This window comes from Gilliamella sp. Pas-s25 (assembly GCF_009795885.1).
In the GTDB taxonomy this organism is placed as follows: domain Bacteria; phylum Pseudomonadota; class Gammaproteobacteria; order Enterobacterales; family Orbaceae; genus Gilliamella.
Genome location: NZ_WTEV01000024.1, coordinates 1 through 21,804, shown reverse-complemented (window position 1 = coordinate 21,804; position 21,804 = coordinate 1). Strand labels below are relative to the sequence as shown.

Sequence of the window (21,804 nt, the reverse complement as noted above, 5' to 3'; positions counted from 1 at the left end):
ACTTTCGGCGGAAAATGACATAAATAGCAAACAATATTTTAATATTACTATGATTTTAAACAATTATTTAAAATCACTTTTTTATTACTACACTGTTAACGATTTACGATACTCAACAATATCTTCAATGGTCACAACTGGCATATGATATTGTTTAGCAAACATAACCACTTCAGGTGCTCTTGCCATAGTACCATCATCGTTGGTTAACTCACACAGCACTGCGGCAGGTTTTAAACCTGCTAATGTCACTAAATCAATCGACGCTTCAGTATGGCCTCGGCGAACTAAAACACCGCCCTCTTTAGCAACTAAGGGAAACACATGCCCTGGATGATTAAGATCGCTCGGCTTAGCATTGTCATTCACCGCTGCCTTAATAGTTGTAACGCGATCAGCCGCTGATACACCAGTTGTAACACCACTAGCGGCTTCAATCGAAATAGTAAATGCTGTATTGTTTTTGCTGGTATTATTTGCCACCATCATCGGCAACTGTAACTCGTCACAACGTTTTTGTGGCAAACATAAACAAACAATGCCACTTCCGTAACGAATCGTCAGCGCCATTTGCTGGCTAGTGATAGACTCGGCAGCCCAAATAATATCACCTTCGTTTTCACGGTCTTCATCGTCTAAAACCAACACACCTTGACCGGCTTGAATTGATGCGATCGCTTTTTTGACACGTTCGATGGGCGTGCCAAACTCATTTAAATTAAACTGATTCATGGTAAATACCTATATATTTTCACTTGCTCATTTCATTATTTACTTAATCAACTCTAAATAACCGTTCAACCATTTAACGATGATCTATTTAGCCATTAAATTAATTAAGTACAAATAAATAAAATACCAGAATCAGGGCAGTGCTCGACTAGCATGGTTTTGCCTTTCAGCAAATATTGGAAAGATAAGCAACTCTCTTTTATCCAGACTTTAACTGTCGGCTTTGGAATTTCACCAAATCTGCTTGACCTTAACCTGTTAAAATTAACTGAACAATAAAAAAATCACCACAGTTAACAAGACAAATTAAGCGCTCGTGGGCTATACCACCGGTGGGGACTTACACCCCGCCCTGAGAATTTTGCCAAAAAGATTGACAGGTCACACTATAATACAAAATGATAAAAAAAACACGGAGATTTTAAAACGAAATATTGCCGCAAAGCGCGGCAATAATAGAAAGTGTGGTGTGTATTAATGCATACGAGTTTCATTTATTCGACGTCGTTCAGCTTGACGCATCCATAACCATGAAATAAACCCGATAATACCAACTATCAATAAAATAATAGTTGCAAGCGCATTAATTTGCGGATCGACGCCTAATTTCACTTTTGAAAAGATCAACTTCGGTAATGTCATTGCTCCCGGCCCCGTTACGAAATTAGCAATCACCACATCATCAAGAGACAAAGTAAAGGCTAATAACCAACCAGAAACTAATGCCGGTGCAATCATTGGCAATGTAATAATAAAGAACACTTTCAATGGATTAGCACCTAAATCTAAAGCGGCTTCTTCAATTGATTTATCAAGTTCACGGAGCCTTGCACTAATCACCACTGTCACATAAGCCATACAGAAGGTCGTATGCGCCATCCAAATAGTAATTGCGCCACGGTCTTTTGGCCATCCAAGAATTTGTCCCATACCGACAAATAAAAGCAATAATGCCAACCCTGTAATAATATCAGGCATAACAAGTGGTGCTGTTGTCATAAATGAAAACAGATTTGCGCCTTTAAATCGTTTAAAGCGAACAACAGCATAAGAAGCAAGCGTACCTAAAAGTGTTGCAAAAGTTGCTGCACATGCGGCAATTGCTAAACTCAGGCCAACAGCTTTAAATAACTCTTCATTATGCATTAGCTCAAAGTACCATTTAGTTGAAAATTCAGCCCACACCGTAACTAAGCGAGAACTATTAAATGAATAAACAATTAAAATAATCATTGGGATATATAAAAAAGAAAATACCACCAATAAAATAAGTCCTTTAAGGCATCGAAAAATGAGCGATAATGTCACAATCACTGTTACAATCACACTAAAGATCAAACAGTTAATATATAAGCTCATATCGCTAAGCAGATTTAACCCAGCCGAACTAATCAGTATCGATAGTACTAACGAACCCAATAGCAATGAGATAAATACAATCACAGAAGATCGCAAAATAACAGGTAAATCATTCATTTATTTACCCTCCATTTGTCGGCTTTGAAACTTATTGAAATAGTAAATTGGCACTATTAAAATCAACAACATAACTGTCGCAACAGCAGATGCTGCTGGCCAATCAGTATCCCGAGAGAATATAGTCCAAATTTGCGTACCAATCATGATACTTTGAGATGGTCCTAATAATTCAGGTATTACATATTCGCCAACGGCCGGAATAAACACCAGCATACCGCCTGCAATAATGCCATTTTTGGTAAGTGGTACAATAATTTTGAAAAAAGTCCTTATTGGCTTACAACCTAAATCTAATGCCGCTTCAATTAACGTCGAATCCACTTTACTTAATGAAGTATAAATAGGTAACACAACAAACGGTAAATAAGAATACACAATACCGATATAAACTGCCAAATAAGTCTTTATAATCACCAGCGGCTGATCAATAACCCCTAACCACATTAAAAAGTGATTTAACAAGCCTTCTTGATTTAAAATACCAATCCACGCATAAACTCGAATTAAAAATGACGTCCAAGACGGCAAAATAATCAACAATAATAGAATATTACGTGTAGATTGTTTACATTTTGAAATTGCCCATGCTAATGGATAACCAATTAAAATACATAATATGGTTGAAATAGCCGCAATTTTTAATGATTCTAAATAAGACTCAAGATAAATATTATCAGTAACTAAGTTAATATAATAACCAAAGTTCAAAGTAATATTTAGCAACCCGTCATCGAAACTAAACAAATCAGTATAAGGCGGAATCGTAAAGATTTGTTCAGAAAAACTAATTCTAAATACAATTAAAAATGGCAATAAAAAGAGCAAAAGCATCCATAAATAAGGAATGGCAATAACAATTAACCGCCCATAAAGAGTCATTAGATCGGCATCTGAGCGTTGTTGTTGCATTTTTTTATAAGCAAAATAGATTGCCACAAGCCCCGCGGGGACAAATAATATACTGCCAGCAATAATCAGCCTATAAGCAAACCTAGATGGTTTATAATTTACTAAATATAACCCCAAGCATGACAATAAAAAGCTCAATGTCATTGCGGTAAATAGCGCATCTAAAAATAAGTTATCAAACGCCCCTGTTGTTGCAAAACGCAAATAAACATTGAGCAACACAAATGCATTTAACAACAATCCTAATACAATGGATCGCATTATGATATCCTCTTTTGTTTATTCAGTAAGCACAACACAACTATCTACTTCCCAACTTAAGTTAACTATGTCACCCCAAGTTGGCATGCCTTTGCGATAGCGATGCTCGTTTTGAAGCTGCGCAATAATAATTTGCCCACTTGGTAGTTTAACGTGATAAATCGACAGATCCCCAAGATAAGCGATCTCGACAACTTCACCTGTCGCGACGTTGTAAGCATCTTCTGGGATTTCGTCACATAATTTAATTTTTTCTGGACGCAGCGCGACTTGAGTCGGTACACCTTCAACTGCAGGTGAATCATAATCAACTTTTAAAGGGCGCTTAATCATAGGGCAGTTAATGATCAAACCATCTTCTTGTGTCTCTTGCAAAATACCGTCAAAGACGTTTACCGAACCAATAAATTCGGCACTATAACGACTATTTGGATGTTCATAAATTTCTTCAGGCTCACCAATTTGTACAAATTGACCTTTATTCATAATCGCAATGCGCCCCGCCATGGTCATGGCCTCTTCTTGATCATGAGTCACCATCACACACGTTGCGCCCACTTTTTCTAAAATGCTCACCACTTCAAGTTGCATTCGATCACGAAGTTGTTTATCAAGCGCCCCCATAGGCTCATCAAGTAACAATAATTTTGGACGTTTGGCTAAACTTCTGGCTAAAGCCACACGTTGGCGCTGACCACCTGATAGCTGGTGCGGTTTACGTTTGCCAAATTGTTCCATATGCACAAGGGCTAGCATTTCTTCAACGCGTTGTTTAATTTCGTTATGATTTAATTTATCTTGCTTCAAACCAAAGGCTATATTTTGCTCAACCGACATGTGAGGAAACAGAGCATACGATTGAAACATCATATTAATGGGACGATCATAAGGTGGGACTTGCGATAAATCTTTGCCATCAAGAATGATTTGCCCCGATGTAGGCTGTTCAAAACCCGCGAGCATTCGTAATAACGTAGATTTACCACTACCCGATGCCCCTAATAAGGCAAAAATTTCACCAGTATAGATAGTCAAATTGACATCATCAACGGCATAATAATCATCATTAAAAACTTTGGTTAAGTTTTTAATCTCCAATAGTGGAGTTATCATCTTTTTTTTAGGCTGTACCTGATTTGTTGTTTTATTGTTCACTCTATTTTCCTCATAACAACAAGCCAAAAAAAACGAGACGGAAAGACTCAATAGCCCATCCGTCTAGAATTATCATTTTAACGCGATATACAAAATATCGATTATTTACCCGTTTTGAGTTTTGTCCATGTACGGGTAATTACACGTTCAAGTTTAGGGTCTTTAACTTGCAAAGTGAATAGTTTTTCCATCACTTCTGGTTTTGGATAAACCGCTGGATCGTTTTTCACTTCTGGTTTTACAAATTTGTCATTTGCTTCTTTATTAGCGCTAGCAAAGTTCACATCGTTAGTGACTTGTGCGGCAATTTCAGGTTTCATCACAAAATTTAAAAACTCATGAGCTTCGTCAGGGTTGTCTGAATCTTTTGGAATCGCAAAGGTATCAAAAAAGACTAATGCGCCTTCTTTTGGAATTTGATAACCAATATGCACACCATTTTTCGCTTCGTTTGCCCTATCTCGTGATTGTAAAATATCGCCAGACCAACCTAAAATGACACAAATATCGCCATTTGCTAAATCGGTAATATATTGTGAAGAATGGAAGTAACGAATATTTGGTCTTACCTTTTCTAACAACTCATAAGCAACACCAGTATAATCTTTAGCGTCAGTACTGTTCGGATCTTTACCTAAATATCGAAGTGCACTGGCAAAAATTTCGGTTGGCGCATCTAAAAATGCCACACCACAATCTTTGAGTTTTTCCATATTTTCAGGTTTAAAGACTAAATCCCAACTATCGACTGGCGCGTCTTCGCCCAAACGTTCTTTAACTTTATCAATGTTATAACCGATACCTGTTGTCATCCACACATAAGGGATAGCATATTTATTGTCGGGATCATGAGTTGCCATTAACTTCATTAAATTTGGATCAAGATTTTTCCAATTTGGTAACTTGCTTTTATCTAATGGTAAATAAACACCTGATTTAATTTGTTTAGCTAAAAAGCTATCAGAAGGAGAAACCACATCAAAACCAGAATGGCCCGCCATCAATTTACCTTCAAGGATTTCGTTTGAATCGTACACATCATAAACAAGCTTGATGCCAGTCGCCTTTTCAAAATCCGAAATAGTGTTAGAACCAATTTGCCCAGCCCAATTGTAAAAATGCACGACGCGATCTTTAGCAATAACAGATTGAGATAACGCTAGTGAAACACCAGCCACGATTGAAAGAATTGTTTTACGTTGAGTAAACATGCTCACCACTTCTCCTCTAGTTGTAGGGATATTACATGTCAGACACAAGCCCATTGCAAAGACACAACGGACCCCCAAATTTTGCTATCGACGATGTTAACAAAGATATAAATAACCAATATCACAATCGCCGAGCGAAACCGAGGTAATCAGGCAATCACAAGTCATTAATAAAATAAATGAACGAGTAGAGCTAACCTTGCATTACGAGGGATAAAATACCTTTTTTTTTCAAGATGTCCACATAAAAAATCAAATATTGGAAGTTTAGGTATTGAGTGGTTACATTTTAACCACTCAAGGAGTGAGTAATAGCCAATTAACAATAATTAACGGAATTATTCGGCGGTAGCTTGCATGGTTTTAGCATTAGGTTGCCAAACACGGTATTTAACTTGTAAATCGTTAGGCACATAAAAAACTAACGGTACACTGCTGTTATAATTAAATAAACCTAAATTATGGTTAATTGTCACAAATTGGTTTTTATTAGTACCTTCAGGGCAAGCCATTAAGGTTGAAATATTACCAACTGTCTTTTCAACAACGTAATAAGAATAACCCCAACCTTTAAGCTCTTCTTGCTTAACTACGCCGCCTAAATTATGGAAATTACAATCAACATTCATCTCTTTACCAATGATCACTTCAACTTTTGTATTGTTCTCATTAGTAATAGCAGGCAAATGGATAGCATAACGCGTAAAGCCAACTTGAGCTGCGGGGAATGGCGCAGTATCATTGGCATTTTGCGCAACAGGCTTCACTTTCGGGGAATTTGCACACGCGGTTAACGCCACACCTAATAATGTTAATAACAGTAATTTTTTCATTTTAAATCTCCATTAAATAATTAATCATAAACACCATCATATTAATTTTGCATGATAATGCGTATAATAGCGCAATCTAGGTTAATAAATATGGTACAAAAATGCCAGCAGAAAAAAACACTACCGATCTACTCAAGCTGATTTTAAACCTATTAATCATTGGGTTGCTAATCATTATTACCTATCGTGTTATTGAAGTTTTCTTATTCGGATTCTTCTGGGCGGTGATGGTGGTCATCGCCACTTGGCCATTAATGATAAAAATTCAGCAAAAACTATTTAACAAACGCTGGTTATCACTGTTAGTAATGGCGCTAATATTAGCGTTTGTTTGTGTTATACCTTTTATATTAATTATTAGCTCGGTAGCACAAAATGGTCACCATCTTATTGAATGGGGCAAAACATTATCCCATCAAAAACTACCCACCTTTGACTGGCTTGAAAGCATACCGGCCTTTGGTTCCGAGCTACACCAAAAATGGTTAAACCTGATTCAAACTGATGGTACCGATTTAGTGACAGCTATACAGCCTTATGTTGGCACCATGATAGGCTGGTTACTTGAACAAGTCACCAATATTGGCATATTCATCTTTCATGCTGGTGTGATGATTATTTTTAGCCTATTACTTTTTTTAAAAGGTGAAAGCATCACCAAATACGTCTATTTGTTAGCTAATCGGCTGTCAAAACAATATGGTGAAACCACCGTCACCTTAGCAGGGCAATCCATACGTGCAGTGGCTCTTGGCGTTGTGGTTACCGCCATCACTTTAGCCTTAATTGGCGGGTTAAGTTTTATATTAACCAACATGCCGTTATCGGGCGTACTCACGCTAATCTTATTTATTTGCTGTGTGGCACAAATTGGTCCTGTAATTGTTATGCTTGGGTGCATCCTTTGGCAATTTTGGGCGGGCAACACCATTGCGGGCATCGTATTAATTGTTATAGCAATTATCTTAACCACTTTAGATAGTGTAATGCGAGCTTACTTAATAAAAAAAGGCGCCAATTTACCGTTTTTACTCATATTATTTGGGGTAATTGGGGGGCTACTTGGCTTTGGCATAATGGGACTATTTATTGGACCTGTAGTACTAGCATTAACATACAAAATAATTCAAACATGGGTTGATGAACAATCTTAAACCATTTATCATCACCCAGTAATAAAGCATTAAGAGCATAAACACGTTGCTAAAGGCCTAATAAAAAGCCACTTAATCGACAGCAACTTAGCCAAAATGCACATAATTTAAAAGGAGTATTATTTTACTGGCCTTATTCGGGTTACATAGATAAACAAAATCGTCACGTAGCTAGCCAGTTATAATGATAAATAAATCATGCGAATACCATTTATAAAATACAATCACCAAAAGCACCTTGATGAATTAGCCAAAATTCAACAAGATGCTAGACAATACCACATATGTGCTAATCCGAAAGCGTACCGACTTGCGTTAATCGAAAGTATAAAAAAAGCTCAGCACCGTATTTATATTGTCGCGCTTTATCTAGAGCAAGATGAAGCAGGCCAAGAAATTCTCAACGAACTGTATCAAATAAAACAACAGCGCCCCAATTTAGATATCAAAATATTTGTTGACTGGCACCGTGCACAACGAGGGCGAATTGGCGAAGACAAAGCCCATACCAACGCTAATTATTATTACCAACTAAAACAGCAACACCCTGAGATCGACATTCCCATTTATGGCGTACCAGTTAATCGACGCGAAATACTTGGTGTACTGCATCTAAAAGGATTTATCATTGACGACACGGTCATTTACAGCGGTGCTAGCATTAACAATGTCTACTTACACAAACGTGAAAAATACCGTTATGACCGTTACCACTTTATTACTAATCCATTATTAGCAAACAGCATGGTGCAGTTTATTCACGACCACTTTTTGCCACATCAAGCGCTGCAACTGCTTAATACAGGTACGCACAAAACCCGCAAACAAATCAAATCAGAAATTAAAACCCTACGTCAGCATTTAATGGATGCTAGCTATCAATACAATGCCAATGCTGATAACCAAACCTTATCAGTTGCGCCAATTATGGGGCTTGGACGTAATAACGCATTAAATAAAATTATCCATCACCTCATTAATGTAACCGAACAAAAAATCACCTTTTGTACGCCTTACTTTAATTTGCCAAGCATTTTAGTACGCGACATTATTCGTCTGCTACGTAAAGGCCGCCAAGTCGAACTGATTATTGGTGACAAAGAAGCCAACGACTTCTATATTCCGCCAGATAAACCTTTTAACATATCGGGTGGATTACCGTACTTATACGAAATCAACTTAAGAAACTTTATTGAGCGCCTGCAACCTTTTATTGATAAGGAACAACTCATCATACGCCTATGGAAAGATGAAAACCAAACCTATCACTTAAAAGGTGTCTGGGTAGATAATAAATGGGTGCTTATAACTGGCAATAACCTAAACCCACGAGCATGGCGACTTGACCTTGAAAACGGCATATTAGTGCACGATCCAAAACAAGAATTAAAAGATAAATTCAATCAAGAACTTAGCACTATTCGTCAAAAAACCACGTTGGTTACGCACTTTCAACAAATCCAAGCGAGCCAATTTTATCCTAGCCAAGTCCATAAATTAATAAAACGGCTTAGTCGAATAAAAATAGATAGAATTATTAAGCGGTTGCTATAAAGTTTTTTTGCTAAGGCTTTTGCTCAAAAGCCTTAAAACCTTTTAAGAAAAAGCTTTCCTAATAAAGATAGCACGCCAAATTGCTGTTTGGCGTGCTAACCTCTCGGAGTTATCAGCTCATTGCGACGAAAGATTAATGCTTGAATTAATCTTTGGGCGGTATAACAAGTGACATGTTTTTTCTTATAAAAATTGTTCAAGTAGAGCATTGATTTTACTGAGATTTTCATTCTAATACTTGTAAAAAATCAATTATTTACAAGATGTTTTTTTGGATATAAGCAATCCGAGTTAACATGTTAGAACTGAATTTCTTGTTTGATAAATTACACAAGTATTCATTTTATTGAATTTAGCCTTTGTACTTTTTTGATTAGTATTTCTTGAATAATATAAAATGTACAAATGAGCCATTATATTATTCTTTATTACTTATCGGGTTCTTTTAGTCTTTTGAATCTAGATGAATGTCATTATATGTCGTGTTTGAATACTTTCTGAAAATAAAATAATCTGTAGCGATTAACAATAAGGTTGATAAACATGATAAATATCTAAATCAATCACATAGTCCACCGCAATATTTTTATCATATGGATAAATTTGACAACCATAACTAAGGCAAAAAGTGTGAGTGAAATTTTGGGTATCAACCATATTAAGAACAGTCATCATACGTGATTTTAACTGCTCTATTGATGTTATTTTTCCTGAAATTAATGTATTACCATAAAAACTTTCAATTTCAATTATCATTTTTTCAGATTTTAAAATTTAGCTTGTAATAGAATTTAGTTAACGTAATTGATAAACAACAGAAGATTGGTACAGAATAAGTTTTTTTAACCAAAACCACAATCACAAAACTCAAGAAGACTAATATTGAATTTCGGATATACCGGGTATTTGCATATAACCTCAATCTCTTTGCTATATATTGTTTATACGATATAAGCCTGATAACTAGTCCAAACTGTATTTTAAAGCCGATTAAGTATATAATGCCCCACAAATTTAATTAATTTCTATCATTTAAAATATATTTTTATGAAATCTTCAATTATCAGTAAGTTAGAAACGCTACAAGAGCGTTATGAAGAAGTTCAAGCATTGTTGTCTGATGCTTCGGTTATTGCCGATCAAAATCGTTTTCGCACACTGTCTAAAGAATATTCACAGTTAACTGGAGTGGTTAAGTGTTTTTCTGATTGGAAGCAAACACAAGAGGATATTGAGACAGCTAAAATGATGCTATCTGATCCTGAAATGAGCGAAATGGCGCAAGAGGAATTAAACGAAGCATTAAGTCGAATTGAAGAGCAAGAAAAGCAATTACAAGTGCTATTACTTCCTAAAGATCCTAATGACGAATATAACTGTTTTGTCGAAGTGAGAGCGGGAACGGGTGGCGATGAAGCAGCTATATTTGCTGGTGACTTAGCCCGAATGTATACACGTTATGCAGAATCACGCAATTGGCGCGTTGAAATAATGAGTGCAAGTGATGGTGAGCATGGTGGCTATAAAGAAGTGATTATGTTAGTCAGTGGTGATGGTGTTTATGGTCATTTGAAGTTTGAATCGGGTGGGCATCGTGTTCAACGTGTGCCAGAAACAGAATCGCAAGGTCGTATTCATACTTCAGCTTGTACTGTTGCTGTTTTACCCGAAGTGCCTGAGGCTGAAATGCCCGAAATTAATCCTGCTGATTTAAAAATTGATACTTATCGTTCATCTGGTGCCGGTGGTCAGCATGTTAATACTACCGATTCGGCCATTCGTATTACCCATCTACCGACTGGTATTGTGGTTGAGTGTCAAGATGAGCGCTCACAACATAAAAATAGAGCCAAAGCGATGTCGGTATTGGCAGCACGTATTCAAGATGCGGAACTACGCAAGCGTCAACAAGAAGAAGCCTCTACAAGACGTAATTTATTAGGATCGGGTGATCGTTCAGATAGAATTAGAACCTATAACTATCCACAAGGTCGAGTTACTGATCATCGAATTAACCTAACACTTTATCGTTTAGACGAAGTAATGGCAGGAAAATTAGAGATGCTAATCGACCCAATTGTACAAGAATATCAAGCAGATCAACTGGCCGCTTTATCGGAACAAGATGAATGACTTATTTACAATGGCTTAAGTGCGCATCTCAAACGTTAACTGATAGTGAAAGCCCAAAACGTGATGCTGAAATTTTGCTGAGTTTTGTTACGCAAAAAACGCGAACCTTTTTAATGGCATTTAGCGAAACATTGCTTACTGATGATGAGCTAATTGCTTTATCTGAATGTTTAAAACGCCGGCAAAACGGCGAACCTATCGCTTATATTACTGGCGAAAAAGAGTTTTGGTCTTTGAAGTTTAATGTTTCTAACGCTACATTAATACCGAGACCTGATACCGAAAAATTAGTCGAATTAGGTTTAGAGTATCTACCTAAAGTGCCATGCGAAGTGTTGGATCTTGGTACGGGTACGGGTGCGATAGTTATCGCTATGGCAACTGAGCGTCAAGACTGTTTATTTACCGCAATTGAAAAAAATAAAGATGCGCTAATCTTAGCTCAACAAAATGCAACACAAATTGGGGTAAATAATGTTTATTTTTTACACGGAGATTGGTATAAACCAATCAAAAACCGCAAGTTTTCAATGATTGTCAGTAATCCTCCTTACATTGAACCAACCGATATTCACTTATCACAAGGTGATGTGCGTTATGAACCAAGAAGCGCCCTCGTTTCTGAAGATGACGGTTTAGCTGATATTAAACTAATTGTAAAAGGTGCAACTAAGCATTTAAACCAATATGGTTGGTTACTGATAGAACATGGTTGGAAACAAGGTGAAGCTGTGCAAACCATTTTTAAACAACACGGATTTCAATTAGTTGAAACTTTCACCGACTATAGTGGTAATGATCGAGTTACACTGGGTCGCTGGTTCAAACCTTAACTAGGAAAATTTTATTTATGATGCAGCAAAAAAAAGTAAATGTTGGTGATATTACTGTCGCCAATGATCTACCCTTTGTACTATTTGGTGGTATGAATGTGCTTGAATCTCGCGATTTAGCAATGAAAATCTGTGAGCATTATGTCACTGTCACTGATAAGCTGAATATTCCTTATATTTTTAAAGCGTCTTTTGATAAAGCGAATCGCTCATCAATCCATTCTTATCGTGGACCAGGCTTAGAAGAAGGGCTTAAAATATTCCAAGAGCTTAAACAACAGTTTGGCATTAAAATTATTACCGATGTCCATACCGAAGCGCAATGCCAACCCGTTGCTGATGTGGTTGATGTGATTCAATTACCGGCTTTTTTAGCAAGGCAAACGGATCTAGTTGTTGCAATGGCGAAAACAGGCGCAGTTATTAATGTCAAAAAACCGCAATTTGTCAGTCCTGGACAAATGGGTAACATTGTTGAGAAATTTGAAGAAGCGGGCAATAACCAAGTGATTCTTTGTGATCGCGGTAGTTGTTTTGGTTATGACAACTTAGTGGTGGATATGCTTGGTTTTAACATTATGAAAAAAGCCAGCAAAGGCTCACCAGTTATTTTTGATGTTACTCATGCCTTGCAGTGTCGTGATCCAATGGGAGCTGCATCTGGCGGGCGTCGTGGTCAAGTGACTGAACTGGCTCGTTCTGGTATGGCTGTTGGTATTGCTGGACTATTCTTAGAATCACACCCCGATCCAAGCCATGCAAAATGTGATGGCCCATCCGCGTTACCACTTAATAAACTAGAGCCTTTCTTAAAACAGATGAAAGCGATTGATGAGCTAGTAAAAAGCTTTGATGAAATTGATACAGAAAATTAAAAGTAACATATTTTTTAATTTGAAAGAATAGACTATTGATTGTAAATAATACATTCTTTTTCATGTCAATAAAAAGAGGAATCGAGTGATTCCTCTTTTTTTTACCTTATTGCTTTCTTCGTCTTATTTATCCGATTTACATCCATTTTTGTTTTTATAAGTTAATATCAATTTTCATTCGTATTTTAAACTCAAAATCTGATTTTTTTATTTTTCATAATAAAAAAAGTTGTGATTTTTATCTAAAAAATCGTATAAATAATGGCTATTTTGGTGATTTAGATCACGATTTTAGATTGTTTAATTTGCTAGATAAAATATGTTTATGCATTATAAAACTGCGTATTTCAAGTCAATATCACCATTGATAACGTTCTTATTAGGCTACACTGATTTGTATACGCTAATGAAAATAATGTGTCTTTCGAATTCTAAGAAAATATTAATCTGTTGTTCTGCTTGCCCATGTAAGTTAGAGCTTGATGAATTTTATTATTAATTAAACAGAATAATTTTAGGAAAATAAAGATGAATATCTGTAATGCACAAATAATACCTCGACCATTTAATCCTTTAACTAAACTGATTTTGTCCTTATCTATTTTAACCAGTGCAATCCCTGTTTATGCATCGGGTGTAAATGACTTTATTGAAGATTCTTCATTAACTGGTAATGTCTTTTTTTGGAATCGCGATCGTGATCGTAAAGATATCGAAACTGATAAATATAAAAGCAATATTAGGCAATCAACCTTTAATAGTAATTTGGACTTCCGCTCTGGGTATATTGCCAATAGATTTGCTATCGAGCTAGGCGGTTATGGCGCTTGGGAAGTGAGTAATGGTGGCAATGGTCATCCAAATGAAATTGGATTTAGTGGTGCAAACACTCGTTGGGATGAAAATTGGAAGAAAGACGTCAGTGGGCTTAGCTTTTATAAAGCACAAGCGAATTTTAAAATCGATGAGTTATTGTGGCTGAAAGCAGGTTATATTCAACCTTCGGGACAAACGTTACTGGCACCACACTGGAGCTTATTACCGGGCACTTATCGTGGATTTGAATTGGGTTCCACACTTGATTTTGATACAGCCGGTGTATTATCGATGTCTTACATGTGGACAGATAAATATAAAGCACCATGGTATAAAAGGCTCTATGAATTCAAACAATGGGGCGCGGGTAAAAAAATTGATTATTTACATTCTGCTGGCTTGAAGTATGACTTCAAAAATAATTTAGTACTAGAAAGTGCATTTGGCCAAGCGCACAATTATATGAACCAATTTTTTGGTAAAGTGTCTTATAAAATGGACGTGTTTGATAGCCCTCTAACCATGAGTTATCAATTTTATGGTGCTAAAGATCAGTCTCATAAAGGCAAAGATGTTTATGATGGTTTAGCATGGCTACAAGCGGCGACATTAGGTTATCAAGTTGGTCCTGTTGGTCTGCGACTTGAAGGGGTTTGTGTTAAAGCTGAAGGTGAGCAAGGATTCTTTTTACAACGTATGACACCTGATTATGCTTCATCAAATGGCCGTTTAGATGTATGGTGGAATTCACGTTCCGACTTTAATGCCAATGGTGAAAAAGCCCTATTTGCTGAAATAACTTATGATTTAAGTAAGCTATCTTACTCTTTAGCAGGTTGGAAAACAGGGGCTTCTTATGCTTATGGTTGGAACGCAAAACCAAGCACTAATCGACAATTCAATCAAAAACAACGTTTGATTGAATCAGCATATAACTTTGATTTAGGGTATACCGTGCAAGAAAGTTGGGCAAAAGATACGACTTTCCAATTGCACTACACCAAATATAACAATCACTCAAATAGTATACCAAGCTGGGGCGGTGGATATGGCAATATCTTTCAAGATGAGCGAGATATCAAATTCATTGTCACAATTCCATTCACTGTGTTTAGCGCTCAACCAAAATAGGTAAAAATGATGAAAAAGATAAAAACCGCAATATTAGCCACTTCAATTGCTTCTTTGTTAAGTATGGGAGCAACCCAATCTGTTTTTGCTTCGCAACAAATTGTTGACTCAATGAGTTCACAACTCAATGTTAAATATGAGGTAATAGACAATCAAGCTGGGGAACATGGTGTAAATTGTTCAGCTTTAGGTGCTGATTGGGCTGCTTGTAACAAGGTGCAGATTTCGTTAAAGAATAATGGTTCAGCAATCAAGGATAAGGATTGGGCTATTTATTTTAATAATATCCGGATGATTTTAGCGGTAAATAATGAACAGTTCAAAATAACCCACATTACTGGCGATCTTCATAAAATCGAGCCAACAGAAAAATTCACCTCGATTCCAGCTAATGCCACAGTAAATATTCCGGTTATTGGTGAATATTGGATGGTAAGTGAAAGTGATTTAATGCCTCGTTGGTATATCACATCAAGTAATGCTAAACCAAAGATCATTGCTAATACTAACACGGGGACTGACAATTTATCGGCTTTTGTTGCACCAATTCAACAAAACTGGAAAAGGACAACCGATGATCACAATACACTAATGACACCTAATACTCGTTTCCAATATAATTCGGATATTAAGAAATTATCGGCTGAATCACTCCGCGGGCAAATTTTGCCAACACCTGCAAAAATGATATTAAGAAACGAAGATATAACAATTGGTCAGCAAGGGGTGAATCTAATACTTAATGACTTAAATCAAGAAAGCTTAACAATTTTAAACACGGCGTTTAATGCATTAAATATTCCCGTTACTCAAAATGGTTATAAAATAAAAGCGGCAATTGCTCCTGAACAATTCAAACAAGGACAATCAGGGGGATATCAATTAGATATTAAAAAAGATGAGGCTTTAATAACAGCTTACGACGAAAGCGGTATTTTTTATGCTGTACAATCCATTTTATCATTGATTCCCGTAAACGAACTTAAAACAATTCCAACACTAAATGTGTTTGATTCCCCCCGTTTTGCTTATCGCGGTATTATGCTCGATATTGGTCGTAATTTTAAATCAAAACAAGCCATATTACGTTTATTAGATCAAATGGCAAAATATAAACTCAATAAGTTTCATTTCCACTTAAGTGATGATGAAGGTTGGCGAATTGAAATTCCAGACTTACCTGAACTAACCGATATTGGCAGCAAACGTTGCCACGATCTTACTGAGCAACATTGTTTATTACCACAATTAGGTTCGGGTCCTGAAAGTGATACGAATGGATCAGGGTTTTTAACTCGTCGAGATTATATAGAAATTGTAAAATATGCGAAAGCACGCTTTATCGAGGTGATTCCTGAAATTGATATGCCCGCTCATGCCAGAGCCGCAATTGTATCAATGGAAGCACGTTATAAACGTTTAGTAGCAGATGGAAAAGAAGCACAAGCTAATGAGTTTCGACTAGTTGATCCAACCGATACTTCTAATACCACAACAGTACAATTTTATAATCGTTTAAGTTATTTAAATCCTTGTCTTGATTCATCTAAACGTTTTGTCAATAAAATTATTGCTGAAATAGCAAAAATGCATATTGAAGCTGGCCAACCACTTCACACTTGGCATTTTGGTGGTGATGAGGCTAAAAATATTCGTTTAGGCGCAGGTTATCAAGATCTACAAGCAAAAGATAAAACTGATGCTAAAGGAACGATAGATCAAAGCATAGAAGATCATCCATGGGCAAAATCTCAAGCTTGCCAAACTTTTGTGTCAAAAGGAAAGGTAAAAGATATTGAACATTTACCTAGTTATTTTGCACAACAAGTCAGTTCGATAATAAAATCTCATGGCATTAACCATATGCAAGCGTGGCAAGATGGCATGAAATATGCTGAGAATGCAAAATCTTTTGCGGTTGATAAAGTGACAGTTAACTTTTGGGACACATTATATTGGGGCGGTTTTGACTCTGTAAATGAGTGGTCCAATAAAGGTTATCAAGTGATCATTTCTAATCCTGATTACGTCTATTTAGATATGCCATATGAAGTCAATCCAAAAGAGAGTGGTTATTATTGGGCAACCCGTTTTAATGATGAACGTAAAATATTTAGTTTTGCACCCAATAATTTGCCACAAAATGCAGAAACCTCAGTTGATCGCGATGGTAATCCATTTACGGCTAAAGGGACAATGAATTGGTCTGGCGCTTATGGCATATCTGCTCAGATTTGGACTGAAGATATTCGGACAGATAAAAAAATGGAATACATGACATTTCCACGTTTGTTGGCCGTCGCTGAAAGAGCTTGGCATCAGGCCGATTGGGAAATTGACTACCAAAAAGATCGTCAATTTGCTCAGGGAACAACGCATTATGTTGATCAACAACAATTACTTAATGATTGGATTCGCTTTGCAAATTTAGTTGGGCAGCGTGAACTGCAAAAATTGGATTTAGCTAGTATAGATTATCGTTTGCCTGTTCCAGGTGCTAAAATTGAAAACGGTCAATTAGTAGCAAATATTGTGTTTCCTGGTTTAACCATTGAATATTCAACCAATCAAGGTAAAACTTGGCATCGCTACACTGAACCAGTAGGCATTAGAAAAGGCGAAACAGTCTCTATTCGTAGCGTATCACCAAATCACAAAAGAACGAGCCGTATAGAAGAATTGAAATAGATTAAATTAACCCAATATTCTTATCCGTTGTTTAACGGATAAGAATAGTCAATAACAAAATAGATTAATAACACATTAATGAAGTGTGTCCATAAGTTCACTATCATCGAAATCATCATCGCTTCCATCTTCAAAATAAGTGCCCCAACCGTCATAATTGACGCCAAATTGGGCGGTAAGAGTAATGATTTCGGCAATTTGCGCATTGATTAATTCAGCATTAAGCGGACTTTCGGCAATGATATCAAAACCGATAACAACGTTGCCCGCATCGTCAACATCCTCATCGGGATCAGTTGCTTCATAGCCTAACTTATAAGCTTCTACTGCTATTTTTTCTAGTTTATCAAAATCTTGCGATGAAACATGATGTTCAATAATATAAAGCGCATGAGGATCGCTACCATCTTCTAACAATTCTTGAATAATAGCGTTAGTATCTTGCTGAGCAAGAATAATTTGATCTTTCATAATATACCTTTTAGTGGTCATGCAAATTGTGTGGTATATTACACGTTTCAAAATAATTTTCGAGAAAAAAGTGATCGTTGATTTACATTCTCATACTACGGCATCGGATGGTGTTTTAACGCCCAGCGATCTTGTCAAAAGAGCGGTGGATAACCAAATCGATATTTTGGCTATTACCGATCATGACACCGTTAAAGGCTTACCTGAAGCTCAACAAACAATTGCTAATGAAAATTTGCCTGTTAAATTAGTTTATGGTGTTGAAATATCAACGGCTTGGAAAAATAACGAAATCCATATTGTGGGACTCAATATTGATATTGAGCATCCTCAATTATTGACACTATTATCAGCACAAGAGCAAGGACGAATTAACCGAGCGTTGGCAATAAGCCAAAAATTGGCAAAGGTTAGTATTGAAAATGCTTATCAGCAAGCACAACAATTTGCGAAAGGAGACATTGTTTCGCGAGCTCATTTTGCAAGATTTTTAGTTGCTAATGGCTATGTTAAGGACATCAAACGCGCATTTAAAAAATACCTAGGTAAAGGGGGGTATGCTTATGTGCCTGCAACATGGTGCAGCATTGCTGATGCGGTTAATGCCATTCACATGGCCGGAGGGCAAGCGGTGCTTGCGCATCCAAGTCGTTATGATCTAACCTTAACTAAATTGAAATTATTACTGAGTGAATTTAAAAACTGTGGTGGTGATGCAATTGAGGTTTCACAAAGCAGGCAAACGCAAGATGATTTACATCGATTAGCTAAATTAGCCAATGAATTTGATATGTTAGCATCGCAAGGTTCGGATTTTCACGATTTAGTTAATTATTTGGATTTAGGCAAAACAATGCCATTGCCAGGTAGCGTTACGCCAATTTGGCATAATTGGCAATAATAATAAAATCAGGATTAAATGGCTGTATATTTGCATTTGGTCAAAATATTGACGGAATTACGCTAAACATTGAAAAATAAACTAAAAAAATTGATATAGAAGAAAACTATGAGCCAAATTTTTTATATTCATCCAGATAATCCGCAAACTCGATTATTAGATCAAGTTGTTAAAATATTAAATGACGGTGGCGTTATCGCTTTTCCGACTGATTCTGGGTATTCCTTGGGTTGCTTACTGGATAACAAACATGGCGTTGATCGCATCTGCCAAATTCGTCAGCTAGATAAAAATCACAACTTTACTTTAATGTGCCGTGATCTTTCAGAGCTATCTTGCTATGCTTTTGTTAATAACACGACTTTTCGATTATTAAAAAATAATACACCGGGCAAATATGTGTTTATTTTACAAGCGAGTAAAGAGGTGCCACGTCGATTAATGAACGAAAAACGTAAAACCATTGGATTACGTGTACCAGATAATAAAATTGATTTAGCGTTACTTGAATTATTGGGGCAACCATTAATGAGCGCAACGTTAATTTTACCTAATGATGATCAAGCGCAATCCGATCCCGACGAAATAGAAGATAAAATTGGTCATCAGCTTGATGCAATTGTGCACGGAGGCTATATAGGTGAGCAACCCACGACCGTGATTGATTTAACAAATGGCTATCCAGAAATTATTCGTCAAGGAAGTGGAGACACTAAGCCATTTGAATAAATGACCGTTTTTTATTGTCGATATTTAGGCAATAGAGTGAATAGTAAAAATGATACCTGAGAAGGTAACAGCGAGGATAATATGAAAAATAGCAAATCTGCATTCCCACAACGAGGCAAAAAGACAAATAGCGTTAAAGCTAAAGAAAGCCAATCTTATGAAAAAACGAAAGCGTCAAGTGCACCAACTGTGACACGAAAAACTTCGGTACATGATAATACTGAAAAACTGCAAAAAATATTAGCCAATTTAGGTAACGGATCGCGCCGCGAAATTGAAGCCATGATTATAGCCGGTAAAATCAGTGTGGATGGTAAAATTGCCACTTTAGGTGATCGCGTTGATGTGAATGCAAACCCTAAAATACGTATCAACGGGCACTTGGTTCAGCTTCGAAGCAAAGAAAAAGAAATTTGTCGCGTGCTTGCTTATTACAAACCGGAAGGTGAAATTTGCTCACGTCATGATCCACAAGGTCGAGCCACTGTTTTTGAACGTTTGCCTAGGTTAAAAAATGCTCGCTGGATCAATATTGGTAGACTTGATATTAATACATCAGGTTTATTATTATTTACAACAGATGGTGAACTTGCAAATCGCTTAATGCATCCAAGGCACGAAATTGAGCGTGAATATGCTGTGCGTGTATTTGGTAATGTGACTGATCAGCAGATTAATCAACTTCGTAAAGGAATACAACTAGAAGATGGTCCAGCCTCATTTCAATCAATAAAAGCGCAAGGTGGCGATGGGCTTAACCAATGGTTTAATGTCGTAATCACCGAAGGACGTAATCGCGAAGTGCGCCGTATGTGGGAAGCTATCGAGGTGCAAGTTAGCCGATTATTGCGTATTCGTTATGGCAATATCACTTTACCTAAAGGATTATCGCGTGGAACTTGGATGGAACTGGGTATTGACTCAGTCAATTACTTACGTGAACTAGTCGGTTTACCACCAGAAGCCAAAAGCTTTACAACAAGTTCATCCTCTGACAAACGAATAGCAAGACCTAAGCGCGTAAAATTTAATCAACAGACTAAAACTACTCGTCAAAAAGTAACCCAAAAAGCAACCCGAAAATAACCTTTATAGATAGGAAAACGACGAGTTGTTTACACGTTAAGACTAAAAAACTCATAAGGCGTTTTTACCCAAAATCGCTTTATGTGGTTTAACCCTATTATAAAAGTTAATAAATTGCTTAAATTTTTATTGGCAAGCGGTTTTTTTGAATGCTTGATTGCCACAATGGTTATCATACGAATTACCCCATAGTCACTACCAATCCTCAATTAATGACGAAACGGTATAGAATCCTGAATATTTTTTACAAAAATATAACCTAAAGTGAACATCACATCTTCATTAAAGCCCCTATCGCTTTCAGCTTGCCTACTTGTTAGTGGGAAAACGGTTTATGAATAATTGTTACAATGGTTATCATACGAATTACCCCATAGTCACTACCAATCCTCAATTAATGACGAAACGGTATAGAATCCTGAATATTTTTTACAAAAATATAACCTAAAGTGAACATCACATCTTCATTAAAACCCCTATCGCTTTCAGCTTGGTGGCGATGAAGCAAATACAGGCATTCAAATTGTTACACAGCTGGCTGATTTAGTGCAAAGCGTGCAGGCATTGAAATTATAAAAAATAGCGCTTTTGAATAAGCATTTTATTGTATAAAAACCAAATAAAATCAAAATTCTTATTGACTGTTTTTACAAAAAATAAAGTGATATTTTGTGAAGTAGATTGGTTGGATATGCTGTGATTTTGGAGATTTTCATGTTTGCTAGCCAAAATAGTCACAATTTCACCCTCGCCTGAGCGAGGGGATGGTTGGATCGGCTACACTAATTCATACAACTTTTTTAAGGGGTAAGGTAAACTTATCACCACTAAAAAAGGAACAAATATGAATAAG

18 protein-coding genes and 1 riboswitch are annotated in these 21,804 nt (G+C 36.6%); of the genes, 10 read left to right on the top strand and 8 right to left on the bottom strand.

From position 1 onward, the window contains the following. Positions 1–87: 87 nt before the first annotated feature. From ribB to eco, 6 genes are all read right to left on the bottom strand, one after another. Positions 88–732 (bottom strand): 3,4-dihydroxy-2-butanone-4-phosphate synthase, encoded by a 645-nt coding sequence (ribB, locus tag GQ593_RS10385; protein ID WP_160431954.1) that lies wholly within the window; start codon positions 730–732, stop codon positions 88–90. 187 nt (positions 733–919) lie between these two features. Then, positions 920–1,096, bottom strand: a riboswitch (FMN riboswitch). A gap of 110 nt (positions 1,097–1,206) precedes the next feature. Continuing rightward, the gene (locus tag GQ593_RS10380; protein ID WP_202115459.1) at positions 1,207–2,208 is read right to left on the bottom strand and encodes an ABC transporter permease subunit; all 1,002 of its coding nucleotides are present in this window, start codon (positions 2,206–2,208) and stop codon (positions 1,207–1,209) included. Further along, positions 2,209–3,120 carry an ABC transporter permease subunit gene (locus GQ593_RS10375; protein WP_160431971.1) on the bottom strand — a complete coding sequence of 304 codons (912 nt, stop codon included), beginning with the start codon at positions 3,118–3,120 and terminating at the stop codon, positions 2,209–2,211. Between the two features lie 279 nt (positions 3,121–3,399). Further along, entirely contained in the window at positions 3,400–4,536 is a 1,137-nt protein-coding gene (potG, locus tag GQ593_RS10370; RefSeq protein ID WP_337189720.1) for a putrescine ABC transporter ATP-binding subunit PotG, read from the bottom strand. A 101-nt stretch (positions 4,537–4,637) separates the two neighbouring features. Further along, complete coding sequence (locus GQ593_RS10365; RefSeq protein WP_160431953.1) at positions 4,638–5,747, bottom strand: extracellular solute-binding protein; 1,110 nt, start codon at positions 5,745–5,747, stop codon at positions 4,638–4,640. 338 nt (positions 5,748–6,085) lie between these two features. After that, positions 6,086–6,580, bottom strand: coding sequence for a serine protease inhibitor ecotin (eco, locus tag GQ593_RS10360; RefSeq protein WP_160431952.1), 495 nt, complete (start codon positions 6,578–6,580; stop codon positions 6,086–6,088). Positions 6,581–6,681: 101 nt separating this feature from the next. On the opposite strand from eco, the gene ydiK reads away from it, so the two are divergent. Continuing rightward, complete coding sequence (gene ydiK, locus GQ593_RS10355; protein WP_160431951.1) at positions 6,682–7,734, top strand: AI-2E family transporter YdiK; 1,053 nt, start codon at positions 6,682–6,684, stop codon at positions 7,732–7,734. A gap of 198 nt (positions 7,735–7,932) precedes the next feature. Further along, positions 7,933–9,288 (top strand): CDP-diacylglycerol--serine O-phosphatidyltransferase, encoded by a 1,356-nt coding sequence (pssA, locus tag GQ593_RS10350; protein ID WP_160431950.1) that lies wholly within the window; start codon positions 7,933–7,935, stop codon positions 9,286–9,288. A gap of 522 nt (positions 9,289–9,810) precedes the next feature. Here the strand turns inward: pssA and GQ593_RS10345 are convergent. Then, on the bottom strand, positions 9,811–10,044 hold the full coding sequence (locus GQ593_RS10345; RefSeq protein WP_160431949.1) for a hypothetical protein: 234 nt from the start codon (positions 10,042–10,044) through the stop codon (positions 9,811–9,813). A 291-nt stretch (positions 10,045–10,335) separates the two neighbouring features. Here GQ593_RS10345 and prfA point away from each other — a divergent pair, with 291 nt between their 5' ends. From prfA to GQ593_RS10320, 5 genes are all read left to right on the top strand, one after another. Continuing rightward, positions 10,336–11,421 carry a peptide chain release factor 1 gene (gene prfA, locus GQ593_RS10340; RefSeq protein WP_160431948.1) on the top strand — a complete coding sequence of 362 codons (1,086 nt, stop codon included), beginning with the start codon at positions 10,336–10,338 and terminating at the stop codon, positions 11,419–11,421. Next, positions 11,418–12,254 (top strand): peptide chain release factor N(5)-glutamine methyltransferase, encoded by an 837-nt coding sequence (prmC, locus tag GQ593_RS10335; RefSeq protein ID WP_160431947.1) that lies wholly within the window; start codon positions 11,418–11,420, stop codon positions 12,252–12,254. The genes prfA and prmC overlap by 4 nt, the downstream gene beginning before the upstream one ends. 20 nt (positions 12,255–12,274) lie before the next feature. Further along, on the top strand, positions 12,275–13,129 hold the full coding sequence (gene kdsA, locus GQ593_RS10330) for a 3-deoxy-8-phosphooctulonate synthase (RefSeq protein ID WP_160402554.1): 855 nt from the start codon (positions 12,275–12,277) through the stop codon (positions 13,127–13,129). Positions 13,130–13,657: 528 nt separating this feature from the next. Further along, a complete protein-coding gene (locus GQ593_RS10325; protein WP_160431946.1) occupies positions 13,658–15,076 on the top strand; it encodes an OprD family outer membrane porin in 1,419 nt (472 codons plus the stop codon). A 9-nt stretch (positions 15,077–15,085) separates the two neighbouring features. Beyond that, a complete protein-coding gene (locus GQ593_RS10320) occupies positions 15,086–17,764 on the top strand; it encodes a beta-N-acetylhexosaminidase (protein ID WP_160431945.1) in 2,679 nt (892 codons plus the stop codon). Between the two features lie 75 nt (positions 17,765–17,839). Here the strand turns inward: GQ593_RS10320 and rraB are convergent, their stop codons facing one another. Continuing rightward, a complete protein-coding gene (rraB, locus tag GQ593_RS10315; RefSeq protein ID WP_160431944.1) occupies positions 17,840–18,235 on the bottom strand; it encodes a ribonuclease E inhibitor RraB in 396 nt (131 codons plus the stop codon). Positions 18,236–18,254: 19 nt separating this feature from the next. Between rraB and rnm the strand changes: the two genes are divergently transcribed. The 3 genes from rnm to rluB all read left to right on the top strand — a co-directional run bounded on the left by rnm (position 18,255) and on the right by rluB (position 20,951). After that, positions 18,255–19,136 carry an RNase RNM gene (gene rnm / locus GQ593_RS10310; RefSeq protein WP_160431943.1) on the top strand — a complete coding sequence of 294 codons (882 nt, stop codon included), beginning with the start codon at positions 18,255–18,257 and terminating at the stop codon, positions 19,134–19,136. Positions 19,137–19,244: 108 nt separating this feature from the next. Further along, entirely contained in the window at positions 19,245–19,865 is a 621-nt protein-coding gene (locus GQ593_RS10305) for an L-threonylcarbamoyladenylate synthase (RefSeq protein WP_160431942.1), read from the top strand. Positions 19,866–19,946: 81 nt separating this feature from the next. Beyond that, on the top strand, positions 19,947–20,951 hold the full coding sequence (rluB, locus tag GQ593_RS10300) for a 23S rRNA pseudouridine(2605) synthase RluB (RefSeq protein WP_160431941.1): 1,005 nt from the start codon (positions 19,947–19,949) through the stop codon (positions 20,949–20,951). Positions 20,952–21,804: the final 853 nt, after the last annotated feature.